The following is a 16,393-nucleotide window of genomic DNA, read 5'->3' as shown; positions in this document are numbered from 1 at the left end:
CCAGTCAGGGTATGATTTTTCCGGTCTCGAAGATCCGGTAACTCCAGTCGCCAGCCGTTCCGCGCGGCTTGGCATTTTTCCATCCCATCTCTCGACGGAAACTGCCCATCACGCCACGCGCAATCAGCTCGCTCTCGGTCGCGCCTTCAATCGCCTCGGAAAGCGGTGATACGTAGAGCGCGTCGGTTGGGCAGAAAAGCTCGCACAGGAAGCAGGTCTGGCAGTCCGACTGGCGCACGATGATGGGCGCGCTGTCGGGAACCGCATCGAACACATTGTCCGGGCAGGCGTCGACACACAGGTCGCATTTGATGCAGCGATCTTCACTGACGATCTCTATCATGACGCTGCCCTCACTTGATTATCCGTCTCAAACGAAGCCCAGATGTTTTCAATGCCCCCGGAGTCAATTGGCTTTGCCATATTCGGGTTCGTCTCCGGGAAATCCGTGCGGCGCTGCAAGCCACGGCTTTCCTTGCGTAACAGCGCACTTTGGGTCGCCCATCGGGCAGTCGCGATAAGCGCTTCGACCTCTCGCACCTTCGTCGTGCGGTGCAATCGCCAGCTTTCGTCCTGCCAAAGCGAGGCCAGTTTTTCGGACACTACCGACAACCGATCATGGTTTCGGAAGAAACTACCATCCAGCGGAAGAACCTGCTGCTTAACGTCGTTCAAAACTGCATCGACATCGCGGGTCGCATGATCTGCCCGTTCTCTCAATTGACCATTGGCGGAACGCACTTCCCTGTCGCGCCAGTTCGCGCCCAGCGATTGAGCGAACTTCGCGGCATCCTCGCCAGCCCAGGAACCTGTCGCCATCGCCCAGCTGGAGTTTGGGCCGCCGCCCCCGCTGGACGCGCCCGACATTCCCTGCCGGGTTGCCGCGTCTCCGGCAGCAAACAAGCCGGGGATCGTTGTCGTTGCGCGACCGTCGATCTTGAGACCACCGGTGCCGCGAACCGTCCCTTCGTGGCGAAGGGTAATTGGAAAGCGCTCAGTGAAGGGATTGATCCCCATGCGATCAAACGGCACAAAGATATTCGGCTGGCCGCGACGAAATCCTTCTTGCAAACGCGGTGGCGCTTTATCCAGAACGGCGTAGACCGGTCCCTTGATCAACTCGCGCGCGACAACGCTCTGGCGGTCACCTAACGAGGAAAGTTCATTGCCCTGCTCGTCGCTGAAAGTGCCCCAGAAATACACCACGCCTTTCGTAACGCTTGAATAGGCTGGCGAAATACCGAATTGGGCGGAAAACTCCATGCCTGAAAGAACAGCACCAGCTTCCGCGGCCATGAGATAACCATCGCCGGTGAGGTTGTTCGTGCCAAGCGCGCCGCTGCGAAACGCGCAGCCGCCTGTCGCAATGACCACCGCGCCAGCGCGGATGTGCAGCAACTCACCCGACCGCCGATATCGCGCTATTGCACCTGCAACCGCACCGTCGTACACAAGCAATTCTTCTATCGGGCAATGATCGATAACCCGCACGTGCGCCTTGATCAGCTTCTGTCGCATGAACCGCAAATAGTCCGGACCGCGCAGCATTCCGCGATAGGGCCTGCCATCCTCGTAAGTTGGAAAATTGTAGCCCCATTGGGCGAGCAGATCGAGGTTCTCGACAGTCCGGTCAAGCACGCGCTCAATACGTTCCTGTTCCGCGAGGCCCTGCCCGAGCCGCACCCTTTGGGCAACGGTCGCGCTCCGCTCGGCGGTGCCGCGATGGGTGTATATCGTGGTGGTATTGCCTGCCGCCGTGGCGCCGCTGGTGCCGACATAACCCTTTTCGACAAGGACGACGCTCGCGCCCCTGGCAGCTGCATTCCAAGCGGCCCAGCACCCGGCTGGTCCCCCTCCGATCACAAGCACGTCCGCTGATATTTCTACTGTATCTATATTCATGGTCTCTCACATTCGCGAAAAACCTACAATTTATATAGACTTTATCAAGGAAGGTTTGATTGGCGTCAGGGAGGTGGGTTAAAATAGTTTTCCATAATGATAAAACGCGCCGCAAAGACTTAAAGGTCTGCGGCGCGAAACTGAAATATTAGGCAGCGGATCGTGGTCGTGTCGGGATTTGCCTTAAAGCACCATTCTCGGCATGCCCTCGGGTCTGAGATAGCGCCTCAGAGCCGCGATACGGAAGATGGCGTTCACGGCCCCATAACCCTTGTAGCCGCGCCGTTGCACGACCTCGAAGAAGAAGCCCTGATCGTCTGTCGGACTGTACAATTGAAAATATTCGCCGGTTTCATCGCGATCATAAAGAACATTGGCTGCTTTCAACTGGTCCGTAAAATCCGGATCGAGGCCAAGTCGTGCCTCAAGATCGTCATAGTAGTTGGGCGAAATTTCCAGCGTGTGAAAACCATTGGCTTTCAACGCGGCAGCGGTTGCAAAGATATCGTCGGTCGCGAAGGCCAGATGCTGAATGCCGGAACCAAAGGTTTCTGCAATGAAGCGGCCAGCCAGTGTACGCCGGTTTTCAGCGCCATTGAGCGTGATGCGCAGTGATCCGCTGTCATTTTCCACGACCTGACTGCGCACGACACCAGCCGGATCTACAATGTCGACCATAGGCGATTTTCGCGATTCCGTAAGCGACGTGTAGAACAGGAGCCAGGTCAGAAGTTCGTCGAACTTCATCGTCTGCGCGACATGGTCGATATGGGTGAGGCCCACGCCCTGAGAGTTGCCGGTCTCCGCGACAGGTTCGAACTCAATGTCGAAGATACGAGCAAGATCGGTCTTTTCATCAAGGAAATAAATAAGACCGCCCCCAACACCGCGTATTGCTGGCATGCCAATTTCGCCCGGATCGAGCGGCTGTTCGAATGGCTCTGCGCCCAAGGCAATCGCGCGTGCTTGCGCCGCCGCAGCATCATCGACAACGAGGCCCATGGCATAGGCCGTCGTGCCGTGAACAGCATAGGCCGAGCTTGCGAAGCCGCGTATATCAGTGTTGACGACCAGATTGATGTGGCCCTGACGATAGAGCACGACATCCTTGGAGCGATGCTTGCCCGCCAGCTGAAAACCAAGAGCGCCGAGCACCGATGCGAGTTTATCGGCGCTTTCGGCATGCGCGGTAAATTCGATGAACCCAACCCGATCCACTTTGGCTCTCGCGGGCATTTGGGTCACCGTAAGCCGGTTTTCCGGCTCCACACGGCGGACCTGATCGCCAAGATAGATCAGCGAGCGACGGCCATCGGCGGCGATAGACGCGGGCAACCCACCACGGAACTGATCGTTGAAAATCTCCAGCGAAAAATAGCCGTCATAACCGGTGGCGGCTACTGCGCGCATGAAATCGAGAACCGGCAGATCGCCCTCGCCCGGCATGTTGCGATAATGACGACTCCAGTAAAGCAGATCCATATCGATCAGCGGCGCGTCGGCCATCTGAACGATGAAGAGTTTTTCCTTTGGAATGGAGCGGATCGAATTCACGTCGATCTTGCGCGCAAGCGTATGAAAGCTGTCGAGGATCAGACCGACATTTGGATGATCTGCGCGACGCACAATCTCCCAGGCATCGCGATGATCATTAATGTGGCGACCCCAGGCGAGCGCCTCGTAACCCACGCGCAAATCGCGGCGGGCGGCACGTTCGCCAAGCTCGCGGAAATCATCGGCAGCGCGATCAATCCCGCCCATGGCCACCGGCGATACATTCGAGCACACCAGTACGAGGTCTGTAGCAAGTTCCTGCATAAGATCGAACTTGCGCTCGGCGCGGTCGAACGTACGGCTGCGCAATGGTTCAGGCATGCCTTCAAAATCGCGGAACGGCTGGAACAGAGTGATTTCCAGTCCCAGATCGCGTGCCATACGCCCCACCTGACGCGGACTTTCCTCAAAGGTGAGAAAGTCGTTCTCGAAAATCTCGACACCGTCGAAGCCAGCTTTGGCAATGGCTTCGAGTTTCTGTGGCAGATCACCACTGATCGAAACCGTTGCTATCGAAGTTTTCATGAGAGTCTCTCCCGGTCCGGTTTACCGTATATCCGCATTTAAAGGGTTGGTGCTGCTATCGGCGCTTTTGGATTATCAAGCTCGACATGTCCGCCAAGGAACAGCTGCCCCACGCGCGGATCAGCAAGAAGCTTTGCGGCTTCGTCGTGCATCCGCGTTTGCCCGAGCTCGAGAACCAGACCGTAATCCGACATGGCAAGTGCTGCCTTGGCGTTCTGCTCGACCATCAGGATGGTGACGCCCTGATCACGCAGGCGAATAAGTGTTTGAAACACCTCTTGAACGAGATTGGGTGACAGACCGATGGACGGCTCATCGATCAAAATGAGCTTCGGATCAAGCAAAAGAGCGCGGGCGACCTCCAACTGCTTCTGTTGGCCGCCTGACAGCTCGATTGCTTTGCGGTCGCGGAACTGTCGCAGCATAGGAAACTGGTCCATGACCTGTTCGATACGGGCGCGGACCTTGGCAGGATCGGGCGATGTGATGCCCCCAAGTTCAAGATTGTGGTAGACGGAAAGCTGCGGCACGACATTGCGCCCTTGCGGCACATAGGTCACGCCGTTGGCGATCATCTGGCGCGGCGTATTGCGGGTGACGTCTTTTCCGTCCAGCAGGATTTGCCCCGAATGGATGTTCAGGAGGCCAAAGATCGCCTTGAATACGGTCGATTTACCGGCTCCATTAGGCCCAATCACGGTCGTGATGGTGCCCTTTGGAATGGAGAAAGACACGCCGTTCAAAATGGTGATCTTGCCATAGCCGCCGTGAAGGTCTTTGAGTTCAAGCATATGTCATCCTCCCAGATAAGCGTCGATAACCATCTGGTTTGACCGGATTTCTTCGGGTTTGCCTTCAGCAATGATGCGGCCTTCCGCCAGCACAATAATCCGCGTGCAAAGGCTCATGACGAACTCCATATTGTGTTCGATGACCACGAAAGTCGTTCCATGTTCGGCATTATAGGCGACCAAACGATCTTTGAGATTGGCAAGCATCGTCAGATTGACGCCGCCGGCCGGTTCATCGAGCAGAACAAGACTGGGGCCTGCCATGAACGCCATCGCCGCATCGACCAGCTTTTGCTGGCCATAAGAAAGCGACCCTGCCAATTCATCACGCAGATGGTTGAGACGGAAGAACGAAATCATCTGTTCCGCTTCTTCGGTCAGTCCGGCATCGCCCGGTCCAAACAGCCGGGAAACCATGGTTCCCTTGTGTTCCTGACCTGCCAGAATGATGTTCTCAAGCACGGACATCTTCGGGAAGACGGAAAGCTGCTGGAAAGTGCGTCCGACGCCAAGCTTGCTGAGGTCGGATGCCCGCATGCCGGAAACGTTCTTGCCGTTGACCTGCACTTCACCGCCATTGGGCTGAAGCTGGCCAAGAATGCAGTTGAACAGAGTCGACTTGCCGGAACCGTTCGGCCCGATCAGCCCGAGTATCTCACCCTGATTGACGTCGAAGGACACATCGCGAACGGCGTGAATGCCGCCGAAACGCTTCTCGATATTGCGTACGGAAAGTACAGGACTGCTCATTTCAGCCGTGCTCCTTCGCTCATGTCACCGCGCACTTGGTGCTTCGGCCAGAATTTTTCGCGGAACTTGCCCCACACTCCGATCAAACCCGAAGGCACGAAGACCAGCATGACAATCACCAGTACGGAATAAATGATCAGATAGTAGCCTTCCGTGAAGCGAAGCACTTCCGGCAGCAGAATAACGACTGCGGCTCCGATGAAGGGGCCGAAGAAGAAGCCTGCACCACCCACAACGACCATCAGCAAAATGCGCAGTGAATGGACGAGACCAAAGGAACCCGGCTCGATAAACTGAACCAGCGGTGTGATCAGCGATCCGGCAAGCCCGCCATAGACCGAGCCGATGGCAAACGCCAGAAGCGTGATGCGGCGCGTGTCTACCCCCAGACTTTCAGCGCGGATCGGGTTCTCGCGCAGAGCTTTAAAGGCGCGTCCCCAAGGGGAACGCACAATGCCCCACATGATCAACGCGGCTATGATCGTCACGCCAAGCGTAAAATAGTAGAATGGCATCTGCTTGGTCGTTGCGAAAAGACCAAGATCAGGACGCGGCATGCCGACAAGACCGTAATTGCCGCCGGTCAACCATTCTTCGTTGCGCAACACCAGAAAGACCAGAGTGTTGAACGCAAGCGTCACAAAGGCCAGAAAGTGTCCTTTGACGCGCAGAGCTGGATATCCCAGCACAAGGCCGACAATGAAACACAGGACGAGGCCAATCGGCATTGCCAGAAACCAGTGCCATCCGGCCAGTGTCAGGAGCGCTGTCGTATAGGCGCCAATCGCCATGAAGGAAGCCTGCGCCAGTGAGATCTGACCTGCATAACCAAGCGTCAGGTTAAGCCCCATCGCGGCAATGGAGAAGATCAGCCAGGATGTCAGCACATAGATGATATAGTTGCCCTGCCCAATCGGTGCGAGCAATGATAAGAGCAACAATATGGCAATAGAAATATTGCGTTTATGCGCGGTCATCACACGGTCCTCCCCTCGGAAGTGCCCATGATGCCCTGTGGCCGCACGAGGATGATCACGATCAACAATACCAGCGGCAGCGCCGCGCGATATTGCGCAGTAACATAAGCCGCCGTGAGATTATCGAGAACGCCGATCAGCAATCCGCCAACGAGCGCGCCACGGATCTGGTTGAAACCGCCGACGATGGCCGCGATGAAGGCGATAAGGCCAAGCGTTTCGCCATTGGAGAATTTGGCGAGATAGACTGGGCTGATCAGATAGGACGCAAGCGCCGCCAGAGCCGCATTGATCAGAAACGTATAGAGGATCATGCGCTTGACATTGACGCCGAGTATCTCAGCCACCGCTGGATTTTGCGCTGTTGCCTGCATGCAGCGCCCCGTACGTGTCCGGTTGAGGAACAATGTCAGCAAAACGACAATACCCAGCGACAATCCCAGATTGAGCATGTCTCGCAGCGAAAGGACCGCGCCGAAAACATCAATGGGATCGTTCGGGAACATTGACGGGAACGGTTGCGCTTCTGCCGAATAGAACTCTTTCACGCTCTCTTTCAGCAAGATGCCCAAAACCATCGTTGCGATGATCAGCGTGATACCCCCATGGGGCAGAATGGGTTCAACGATCAGCTTCTTGAACAGAAGCCCAAGCACGATCAAGGCGGCCACAAGCCCGATGAGCAAAGCAGGCCAGAACGACACGCCGAAAATGGTCATTGCCGCCAGAACGAAGAACGCCGGCAGCATCACGAATTCACCCTGCGCGAAGTTCACGGTCTGGGCTGCTTGCCAAACCAGCGTGAAACCAATCGCAACAAGTGCGTAAATGGAGCCGGTCGCAAGACCGGATAACAAAACCTGTAGAAACTGGGACATGACTTTACCCGTCTGAGGCGGCAGCCAGGCCGCCGCCTCTGCTGAAAGGATTGATCAGTTTGCCGGGACAGTACCAATGACCGTCGGCACACCGCCCTTCACCTGAACCATGAAGCTTGGGCGGGACATTTCTCCGCGGTCATCCCAGCAGGTGTCGAGAAGCACTTTCGGATAATCAGCCGCCTTCAGGCAAAGACCATGCATCTTTTCAGCAAATGCTTCCCCGTCGAGCTTGCCCACCATGTCGGTGACATATTTGGTGGTCCAGACGCCGACATAGCCCTTGAGCGCGTCATGCGTTGGCTTGCGCTTGTAGGCTTCTTCGAACTTCTTGGAGAATTCGCCGATACCCGGCACCTCGGTTGCGGCAGCGGTGATGCCGACATGCGCGATAGCACCGTCAGCCGCACCACCGGCAAGCTCAACCACCTTGGCTTCCGTCAGCGTCACTTCGCCAACCAGAGGCATTTTCAGGCCTTGCTTCTTGGCTTCGATCAGAAAACGCGCGGACTCTTCCTGGTTCATGTAGACGAAGATCGCCTCGGGATTGGCCTGCTTCAGTTTGGCAACGTCGGCGGCATAGTCAGTTTGCGCCTGCTCGGAGGCAACGTCGGCAATGATTTCGATCCCCGCCTTCTTCATTTCCTCAACGAAAACGTCATGGCCACCCTTGCCGAATTCGTTGTTGAGCCACGCGACACCGACCTTCTTCGCCTTCAGCGTGTCCGTGAAGTAGGACGTCAGTGCTGGAACGCCCTTCTGAGCGCCGGTCGAGGTGCGGAACACGAAAGGGTTGCCCTTTTCGACAATGCTCGGCGATTCAGAACCGACGAATTGCGGAATGCTGTTCTGCTGAGCAACCAGCATATTGACCATGGTTGAGCCGGAATAGATCGTGCCGAGAATGGCATAAGCGCCGTCGTCGATGGCCTTCTGCACCAGTGCGCGCGAGACCTGCGGATCGGTCTGGGTATCATATTCACTCAGTTCGACCTTCTTGCCGAGAATGCCCCCGTCAGCATTGACTTCGTCGATTGCGATCTTGATGCCATCGCGCCAGTTCGTGCCTGCCGGAGCACCCGGACCGGACAGTTCGACCACCATGCCGAGCTTGACCACGTCTTCCGCCTGTGCAGCTCCGACAGTCGCGAATATCGCCGTCGACAGCGCCAGAAGTTTCTTACGATAATGCATTTTAGTTCCTCCCCTTAAGTTCATAGAGATCAAGATATAGAGATAAGCCTACCCTTTCGTGGACGTCGGCAACGGAGCGCGACCGCTAGGGTGCAGATGCCCGTCGTGACCAGTCAGAAAATCCGCCAGGACCTCCGCCTGCGCATCGAACATTCCAGCACCAATCATCGTCTGGCAGCCCCGTTTTCTAGCTTCCTCAATAAATGGCGATACGTGCGGTTTGGTAATCACGCAAGCAGCAAACTGCTCTGAACGCAACTTTGTTACGTTTACCGGTAAGGGATCGTTCGATTTCATGCCCATCGGTGTCGCATTTGCAATCAAATCGAACCCGGATGGATCGTCGCTCCCCATAGCGACCTTACCCGTATAACGAGCATCAAGCTTGCGGATCACAGAATCACGTTTCTCTCCGTCAACATCGTGAATAGCGAGGCGGGCGGCACCCCGCCTCAGCATTTCCAGCGCAATGGCCGTTCCCGCACCGCCGCACCCGACGAGGAGCACAGTTTTCCCCTGGACATCGAACCCTTCCCGCTCAATCCCGTTGAGAAAGCCGACCCCATCCGTATTGTCGCCATACCAACCATTTTCGGCCCGTCGAACGACATTGACCGCCTCAATGCAAACCGCATTGTCCGTTAGCCCTGTGCAGAGCTGAAAGGCCTGCTGCTTATGCGGTATCGTCACCAGCAAGCCGCCGACGTTATCGACCTCTATTAATGTGCTGAAAACGGCAGACAGACCGGATGATGAGACATGGAATGGAACAACAACCGCATTTTCACCGCGCGCCCGAAACAGTTCCGTCATGATTTCTGGCGAACGCACCTGCTCAATCGGGTCGCCCACCACAGGGAAAAGACGAGATGCTCCATTAGGAAACGGATTCAAGTCCTTCAAATGTCGGGCACTATTGTCATGCGTCATTTCTGTACTGATCCCGGTCTGCGCGCTCGTTCTTGCGTCCTCCATGATCAGCTTAGCGAATGGTGGAGATAATATCGCCTACCAAATCAACAGCAATCCATAACATTATGTTAATTCACACGCATCAGTCTTTGCGACTGAATGAGCTCACAGCATTCATCTCCTGACGCAGCACATCAATGAAATGTTCGGCGTAGACGGAAAGCGGCAGATCGTTGCGGTAGGCGATGTAAGTATGAAAGGCGCTCTCGGCGTCAATTGGAATGCTCTTCAGCCCCCGTACCACGCCATGCGCGACGGTAAACTCGTCGATGATTGCAATGCCGAGCCCTGCCGCCACCAGACTGCACACGGTCGTTCCAAAACGGGCTTTGATATTCATGCGATAATCGAGGCCCGCATTGGTGAACATTGCCGCCATGATTGCTCCATATGGATCTTTCGGATTAATGCCGATCAGCGGATATTCCGACATTTCCTCCGGCGTTATCTTTTCCCTCAAAGCCAGCGGATTTGCTTCCGGCACAATGCAAAGCAATCGGCCCTTCGCAAGCGGCTCGAACTTGATCAGCGGATGCTCGAAGCGCGATGATATTGCAACGATCTCACCGCGCCCTAACAGAAGATAATCAACGGCTTCTTCGATTTTGAGAATGTTCAGGTCGAGGATGAGGTCGCTGTAACGCTCCCGTACCTTTGCCACAGCACGCGGCACCATGACATTGGCGATGCTCGGCACGGAAGCCACGCAAAGCTCCTGCGCTTTGCCTTTGCTTAAATCTGCAACAGCCGATTGCAGGTCGTCGATTTTCCGATGCACCGTATCCAACAAATCGAAGATGTTGCGGGCCTGCGACGTTGGAACATAGCGCCCGCCACGGCGGTCGAAGAGCCGGATGCCAAGCGAATCTTCTGAATATTTCATCAGTCTGCTGATGCCCGGAGCGGAGACATTCAAGAGCTTGGCCGCGCCGGCAATCGTCCCGGTCACCATGATGGCCCGGATCACTTCGATTTGTCGCAATGTCAGCATTTGTTTCCCGCCTGTTTATTCGTTACACAGGCATATTCAACAAATGTAGCCGGAATTGCCACAGCTTCCTACAAAACCCATAGAATCCTTAAGTCACCGACGGGATCATGACATTCGAACGAAGCAGCTAAGGCATATTCTTCATCATTTCCGGGCTCATCGGCATCATGTTCTCATTGAGGTGATGCATAACCCAAAGTGATCCAGCCAGTGCGATGCCGACAATGATGAGTGTAAAGATCAGCGCCATCAGCGTCCACCCGCCTTCGGAGCGGGGGCTCATGTGCAAGAAATAGACCATGTGAACAACAATCTGGACAGCGCCAATGCCCATGACCAGCATGGCAGTCAACTGCCTGCTGGCGAAGACATCGCCCATGACGAGCCAGAATGGGATGGCGGTGAGAATAACCGACAGGACAAAGCCTGTCATGTATCCGCCAAAGGTCGCATGGACTTCGTCCGCGCCCGACCCATGATTGTCGTGATGGCCCGATTGGGCTCCGTGGTACTCGCCTTGTACGCTCATCCCAGAACTCCCAACAAATATACAAAGGAGAATACGCCAATCCATATAACGTCGAGAAAATGCCAGAACATCGAAAGGCACATCAATCGTCTGCGGTTCTCGACAATCAGGCCATGACGTACGACCTGCAACATCAGCGTGACCAACCAGATGATGCCGAAGGTGACGTGCAGTCCGTGGGTGCCAACGAGCGTGAAAAATGAGGATAGGAATGCCGAACGGCCCGGCCCGGCGCCTTCGCGAATAAGATGACTGAATTCATAAATTTCGATTGCAAGAAACAATGCGCCGAAAATGCCGGTAATGCCCAACCAGAACAGCGTTGCCGTCTTGTCATCGCGCTGCATCTGCAGCATGGCGAAACCATATGTGATGGATGACAAAAGCAGCATTGCAGTGTTGATTGCCACCAGATTAAGGTCAAACAGGTCTGCCGGCGACGGTCCGGCAGCGTAGTTGCGACCAAGCACGCCATAGGTAGCAAAGAGAACAGCAAAGATCAGGCAGTCGCTCATCAGATAGAGCCAGAAGCCCAGCATGGTGCTGTTTTCCGGATGATGCTCTTCCGTCAGATAAAACTGCGGCTTCTCGGTTTGGTCCAGATGTGTTTCTGTCATGGTGCGACCTGTTCAGCGAGAAGTTTTGAACGTGCATCTTCTGTCGCCGTCACCGCTTCAGCGGGGATATAGAAGTCACGCTTATAATTGAATGTGTGCCCGATCGCGGCGAACAGCAAAGCAACGAAAGACACAATCGCCAGCCACCAGATGTACCAGATCAAGGCAACCGCAAGAACGACGCTCAACCCGGCAAGAACTACGCCAGCACCCGTATTGAGCGGCATATGGATGGGGCGATAGCCAGTAAGCGGGCGCTCGTAGCCGCGATTTTTCATGTCATACCAGCTGTCGTGATCATGCACGACAGGGGTGAAAGCAAAGTTATAGTCCGGCGGCGGTGATGATGTTGACCACTCAAGCGTCCGTCCGCCCCATGGATCGCCAGTCAGATCGCGCAGTTGTTCCCGCTTCAAATAGCTGACCACCAGCTGAATGAGAAAGGATGCAATGCCGAGCGCAATCAGAAACGCTCCAAAGGCAGCCAGAACAAACCATATCTGCAACGATGGATCTTCAAACTGGCTGACGCGGCGCGTAACGCCTTTAAGGCCCAGAACGTAGAGCGGCATGAAAGCAAAAAGAAAGCCGATCTGCCAGAACCAGAAGCTCATGGTGCCCCAGAATGGATCGAGTTTATATCCGAAGGCCTTCGGCCACCAGTAGACAAGTCCCGCCATGAGTCCGAAGACAACGCCACCAATAATCACATTATGAAAATGCGCAATGAGAAAGAGCGAATTATGCAACACGAAATCCGCAGGTGGAATGGCGAGCATCACGCCAGTCATGCCGCCGATCACGAATGTCACCATGAACCCTAACGTCCATAGCATCGGCACTTCATAGCGGATGCGTCCCCGATACATCGTGAAGAGCCAGTTGAACATCTTCGCGCCCGTGGGGATGGAGATGATCATCGTCGTTATGCCGAAGAACGCATTGACAGACGCGCCCGACCCCATGGTGAAGAAGTGATGCAGCCACACGAGATAGGAGAGGATCATGATAACGCAGGTCGCATAGACCATTGAAGCGTAACCGAACAGGCGCTTGCCGCAGAATGTCGCCACCACCTCGGAGAAAATGCCGAATGCAGGCAGAACGAGAATGTAGACTTCCGGGTGCCCCCATATCCAGATGAGGTTGATATACATCATCGGATTGCCACCAAGATCGTTGGTGAAGAAGTTTGTCCCTACATAACGGTCCAGGGATAGCAGTGCGAGCGTTGCAGTGAGAATGGGGAACGTTGCCACAATGAGAATGTTGGTGCACAAAGACGTCCAGGTGAATATCGGCATCTTCATGAACGACATGCCCGGCGCGCGCATCTTCACGATTGTGGCTATCAAATTGATGCCCGACAGGGTAGTGCCGACCCCCGCAACCTGCAAGCCCCATATATAATAATCGACCCCGACATCGGGACTGTAATCAATACCGGACAAGGGTGGATAAGCCAGCCAGCCCGTGCGGGCAAACTCTCCAACAAAAAGCGACATCATGATGATGATTGCGCCGCCGGTCGTCATCCAGAATGAGAAATTATTGAGAAACGGAAAAGACACGTCCCGCGCGCCGATCTGAAGCGGCACCACATAGTTCATCAGGCCCGTCACGAATGGCATGGCCATGAAGAAGATCATGATCACGCCATGGGCGGTAAATATCTGATCGTAGTGATGGGGCGGCAAATAGCCCTCATAACCATTAAAGGCGATAGCCTGCTGGATACGCATCATGATCGCATCCGCAAAGCCACGCAAAAGCATGACCAAGGCCAGAACGACATACATGATGCCGATCTTCTTGTGGTCCACGCTGGTGAACCACTCGTGCCAGAGATAACCCCACAGCTTGAAATAGGTAATCAACCCAACAATGGCGATCCCACCAATTGCTACCACGATGAAGGTCAGCAAAAGGATGGGTTCGTGATAGGGTATCGCCTCAAGAGAGAGACGCCCGAAAATCATACTCGTAGGACTGTTTCCGCCAATCATGATAGAACATTCCCGAAGTTATATCTGAAGCGATCGCCGCTTTTCCAACTGTGTGGTCTTGTATGTAGGACTGAGGCGCAATTCAGCTTCAAGGCATGTTGTGCATGTCATGGCCCTGCTCCTGTTTTGCGTCCGGGGTGGCTGGAACGACCGCCCCGCCCGATTGTGTTTCGTCTTGGCTATATCGATTGTCGTGTTCAAGCTTCGCCTTGTTTTCACGACTGTCGATGCCACCGCCGCCCATTCGATCAATATGCATCATGTCGCTCATGCACATCTGGCCGGAACGAACGCACATATTTAATATGGCTTGAAAAAGCCCGTTTTCGACTGCCCCAAAATATCGAACGGGCTCCCGGACACTGGGCTTTTCGAGCTTCAAATAGGTATCGCGGTTCAGCGCGGTTCCGTTCTGCTTGACCTGACTGATCCAAGTGTCGAAGCCGGAATCATCGAGACCGTGAAACTGGAAGCGCATATGTGAAAAGCCTTCACCGCTGTAGTTCGATGAGAAACCTTCATATTCACCAGCCTTATTGATCACCGCGTGCAGTCGTGTCTGCATTCCGGGCATAGCGTAAATCATGCCCGCAAGTGCTGGAATATAAAAGGAATTCATTACAGACGAGGCGGTGATCTTGAAATCAATCGGCCTGTCGACGGGGGCCGCCATCTCGTTGACTGTGGCCACACCGTACTCCGGATAGAAGAACAGCCACTTCCAGTCGAGCGCCACAACCTCCACCGTCAGCGGCTTTGTTCCCGCCTCGACCGGTCGTGTGCTGTCTATTCTGTCCAGCGGCCTGTAGGGGTCAAGCTTATGCGTGTTGACCCATGTAATCGCACCCAATGCAATGATAATGAGCAAGGGCGCGGTCCAGATAACCACTTCCAGCGCGGTGGAATGATGCCATTCAGGATCGTATTTAGCTGCACTATTGGATTGCCTGTATCGCCACGCAAAGAAAAGCGTGAGGAAAATAACCGGCACAATAATGATCAGCATCAGGATCGTCGATATGACGATAAGGTCCCGCTGCTGGGCTGCAATGTCTCCTGACGGGGACATGACGACCATATTACACCCGGCCAGCCCCAAAAAAAGTGAGGCCAGTATCGTATTTCGTATGAAACTAAAGAATGCGTCCATGTTAAACCCGACCTACATTCTGTTCCTTTAATCATGATAAGGCACAATCGCATTTCGGGAAGACCCATTTTTCAGTTTATGAAATTTTCACGGCAAAGGAGCTTTTAAGCAACTATATCTGCTTTTTTTTTGCCCTGTTCCTTGATATCGTGCCACCGTGCGACATCATAAAGCACATGATACGTTTCCCTCGGAGAGTTTCATGAGTTCGTCCGCCACGCCGACATCGACAGGTCTTGAACAAGACGCGCGACGCATCCACAGCGACGGAAAACCCTTGTCTCCGGGGAACGTCGCCATCGGTGTCGTCATCGGTCGCACATCCGAATTCTTCGATTTTTTCGTTTATGGGCTCGGGTCCATTCTGGTTTTCCCCAAGCTGATTTTCCCGTTCGCGCCTGATGCGGTGTCGGCGACATTGATGTCATTTGCCGTCTTCTCGCTCGCATTCATTGCGCGTCCGGTGGGGTCCTTCATCTTCATGTGGATTGACCGCCATTACGGACGAGGAACAAAACTCACGCTCGCCCTCGTTATTTTGGGAGGCTCAACCGCTTCTATCGCGTTCTTGCCCGGCTATGAGACGATCGGTTATTGGGCCGTGTTCCTGCTTGCCCTGTTCCGATTGGGCCAAGGCTTCGCCCTTGGCGGTGCCTGGGATGGTCTGGCTTCGCTGCTCAGCCTGAGTGCGCCCCAGAATAAACGGGGCTGGTATGCAATGATACCACAATTGGGAGCGCCTATCGGCTTTGCGCTCGCCAGCATTCTCTTCGCCTATTTCGTACATAATCTCAGCGAAGCAGACTTTCTCGCTTGGGGTTGGCGCTATCCATTCTTCGTTGCCTTCGCGATCAATGTAGTCGCGCTCTTTGCGCGCCTTCGCATCGTTGCGAGCAGTGAATTCGGCGCAGCCATGGAAGCGCAGGAATTGCAGCCGCGACCGGTGTTTGAAATGCTGAGCAAGCATAGCATCGACGTCCTGCTCGGCGCATTCGTGCCGCTGGCAAGCTTCGCCATGTTCCATCTTGTGACGATTTTTCCACTCAGTTGGGTTGTCCTTTCAGGAACGCAGCCGGCAGAACGTTTCCTCTGGGTGCAGGTAGCTGGCGCTGCAATCGGCGTCATCGGCATCATCTTGTCGGGCTTTGTCGCCGATCGCATCGGACGACGCAGCGAATTGATGGTCGGCGCCATCATCATCGCGATATTCAGCTTCTCCGCGCCCTTCCTTCTCGATGCGGGCAGCGCGGGACAAGATGCTTATATCCTGATTGGTTTCGGCGTATTGGGGCTGACATTCGGCCAGTCTTCTGGTGCGGTCTCCTCCCGTTTCACGCAGTATTATCGCTATACCGGTGCGGCACTGACATCGGATCTTGCCTGGCTCGTCGGAGCAGCTTTTGCCCCGCTCGTCGCTCTTGGCCTTGCAAGCAGCCTTGGGATAATTTTCATCGGCGGGTATCTGATATCCGGTGCAATCTGCACGCTGGCTGCCTTGCGCCTGTCGCGGGTATTGGATCACAACTGACGGATATTTCGGCAAGCCAAATCAAGATT

Annotated in this window: 15 protein-coding genes; 1 reads left to right on the top strand and 14 read right to left on the bottom strand. The window is 54.8% G+C overall.

Annotation, left to right across the window (positions count from 1 at the left end; all coding sequences use genetic code 11):
* Nucleotides 1-4: 4 nt before the first annotated feature.
* The 14 genes from HWD97_RS15975 to cyoA form a co-directional block, all read right to left on the bottom strand.
* Nucleotides 5-343, bottom strand: a complete 339-nt coding sequence (locus HWD97_RS15975) for a ferredoxin family protein (protein ID WP_109365989.1) — start codon at nt 341-343, stop codon at nt 5-7.
* Nucleotides 340-1,902 carry an FAD-dependent oxidoreductase gene (locus HWD97_RS15970; RefSeq protein ID WP_371835253.1) on the bottom strand — a complete coding sequence of 521 codons (1,563 nt, stop codon included), beginning with the start codon at nt 1,900-1,902 and terminating at the stop codon, nt 340-342. Before HWD97_RS15970 ends, HWD97_RS15975 begins: the two co-directional genes overlap by 4 nt.
* Before the next feature lie 183 nt (nt 1,903-2,085).
* A complete protein-coding gene (locus HWD97_RS15965) occupies nt 2,086-3,981 on the bottom strand; it encodes a bifunctional sugar phosphate isomerase/epimerase/4-hydroxyphenylpyruvate dioxygenase family protein (protein ID WP_124915463.1) in 1,896 nt (631 codons plus the stop codon).
* A gap of 38 nt (nt 3,982-4,019) precedes the next feature.
* The gene (locus tag HWD97_RS15960) at nt 4,020-4,772 is read right to left on the bottom strand and encodes an ABC transporter ATP-binding protein (protein WP_124915462.1); all 753 of its coding nucleotides are present in this window, start codon (nt 4,770-4,772) and stop codon (nt 4,020-4,022) included.
* 3 nt (nt 4,773-4,775) lie between these two features.
* Complete coding sequence (locus HWD97_RS15955; RefSeq protein WP_140025283.1) at nt 4,776-5,522, bottom strand: ABC transporter ATP-binding protein; 747 nt, start codon at nt 5,520-5,522, stop codon at nt 4,776-4,778.
* Complete coding sequence (locus tag HWD97_RS15950) at nt 5,519-6,499, bottom strand: branched-chain amino acid ABC transporter permease (RefSeq protein ID WP_371835252.1); 981 nt, start codon at nt 6,497-6,499, stop codon at nt 5,519-5,521. Before HWD97_RS15950 ends, HWD97_RS15955 begins: the two co-directional genes overlap by 4 nt.
* Nucleotides 6,499-7,377: a branched-chain amino acid ABC transporter permease gene (locus HWD97_RS15945; protein ID WP_124915459.1), complete on the bottom strand. Its 879-nt coding sequence runs from the start codon at nt 7,375-7,377 to the stop codon at nt 6,499-6,501. Before HWD97_RS15945 ends, HWD97_RS15950 begins: the two co-directional genes overlap by 1 nt.
* A gap of 54 nt (nt 7,378-7,431) precedes the next feature.
* A complete protein-coding gene (locus tag HWD97_RS15940; protein ID WP_371835251.1) occupies nt 7,432-8,571 on the bottom strand; it encodes an ABC transporter substrate-binding protein in 1,140 nt (379 codons plus the stop codon).
* Nucleotides 8,572-8,619: 48 nt separating this feature from the next.
* Nucleotides 8,620-9,501: a shikimate dehydrogenase gene (locus HWD97_RS15935; RefSeq protein ID WP_371835250.1), complete on the bottom strand. Its 882-nt coding sequence runs from the start codon at nt 9,499-9,501 to the stop codon at nt 8,620-8,622.
* Nucleotides 9,502-9,625: 124 nt separating this feature from the next.
* Nucleotides 9,626-10,534, bottom strand: a complete 909-nt coding sequence (locus HWD97_RS15930; RefSeq protein ID WP_371835249.1) for a LysR family transcriptional regulator — start codon at nt 10,532-10,534, stop codon at nt 9,626-9,628.
* A gap of 127 nt (nt 10,535-10,661) precedes the next feature.
* Nucleotides 10,662-11,063, bottom strand: a complete 402-nt coding sequence (gene cyoD / locus HWD97_RS15925; RefSeq protein WP_371835248.1) for a cytochrome o ubiquinol oxidase subunit IV — start codon at nt 11,061-11,063, stop codon at nt 10,662-10,664.
* Nucleotides 11,060-11,680: a cytochrome o ubiquinol oxidase subunit III gene (cyoC, locus tag HWD97_RS15920; RefSeq protein ID WP_109366000.1), complete on the bottom strand. Its 621-nt coding sequence runs from the start codon at nt 11,678-11,680 to the stop codon at nt 11,060-11,062. The genes cyoD and cyoC overlap by 4 nt, the downstream gene beginning before the upstream one ends.
* Nucleotides 11,677-13,686, bottom strand: a complete 2,010-nt coding sequence (gene cyoB, locus HWD97_RS15915; protein WP_371835247.1) for a cytochrome o ubiquinol oxidase subunit I — start codon at nt 13,684-13,686, stop codon at nt 11,677-11,679. Before cyoB ends, cyoC begins: the two co-directional genes overlap by 4 nt.
* Nucleotides 13,687-13,774: 88 nt before the next feature.
* The gene (cyoA, locus tag HWD97_RS15910; RefSeq protein ID WP_371835246.1) at nt 13,775-14,836 is read right to left on the bottom strand and encodes a ubiquinol oxidase subunit II; all 1,062 of its coding nucleotides are present in this window, start codon (nt 14,834-14,836) and stop codon (nt 13,775-13,777) included.
* Between the two features lie 202 nt (nt 14,837-15,038).
* Here cyoA and HWD97_RS15905 point away from each other — a divergent pair, with 202 nt between their 5' ends.
* Nucleotides 15,039-16,364, top strand: coding sequence for an MFS transporter (locus HWD97_RS15905; RefSeq protein WP_109366003.1), 1,326 nt, complete (start codon nt 15,039-15,041; stop codon nt 16,362-16,364).
* Nucleotides 16,365-16,393: the final 29 nt, after the last annotated feature.

Origin of the sequence: Ochrobactrum sp. C6C9 (assembly GCF_022627935.1) — a bacterium.
In the GTDB taxonomy this organism is placed as follows: Bacteria; Pseudomonadota; Alphaproteobacteria; order Rhizobiales; family Rhizobiaceae; genus Brucella; species Brucella teleogrylli.
Note: the sequence above shows the minus strand (reverse complement) of the source record. Positions and strands in the feature narration are given on the sequence as shown.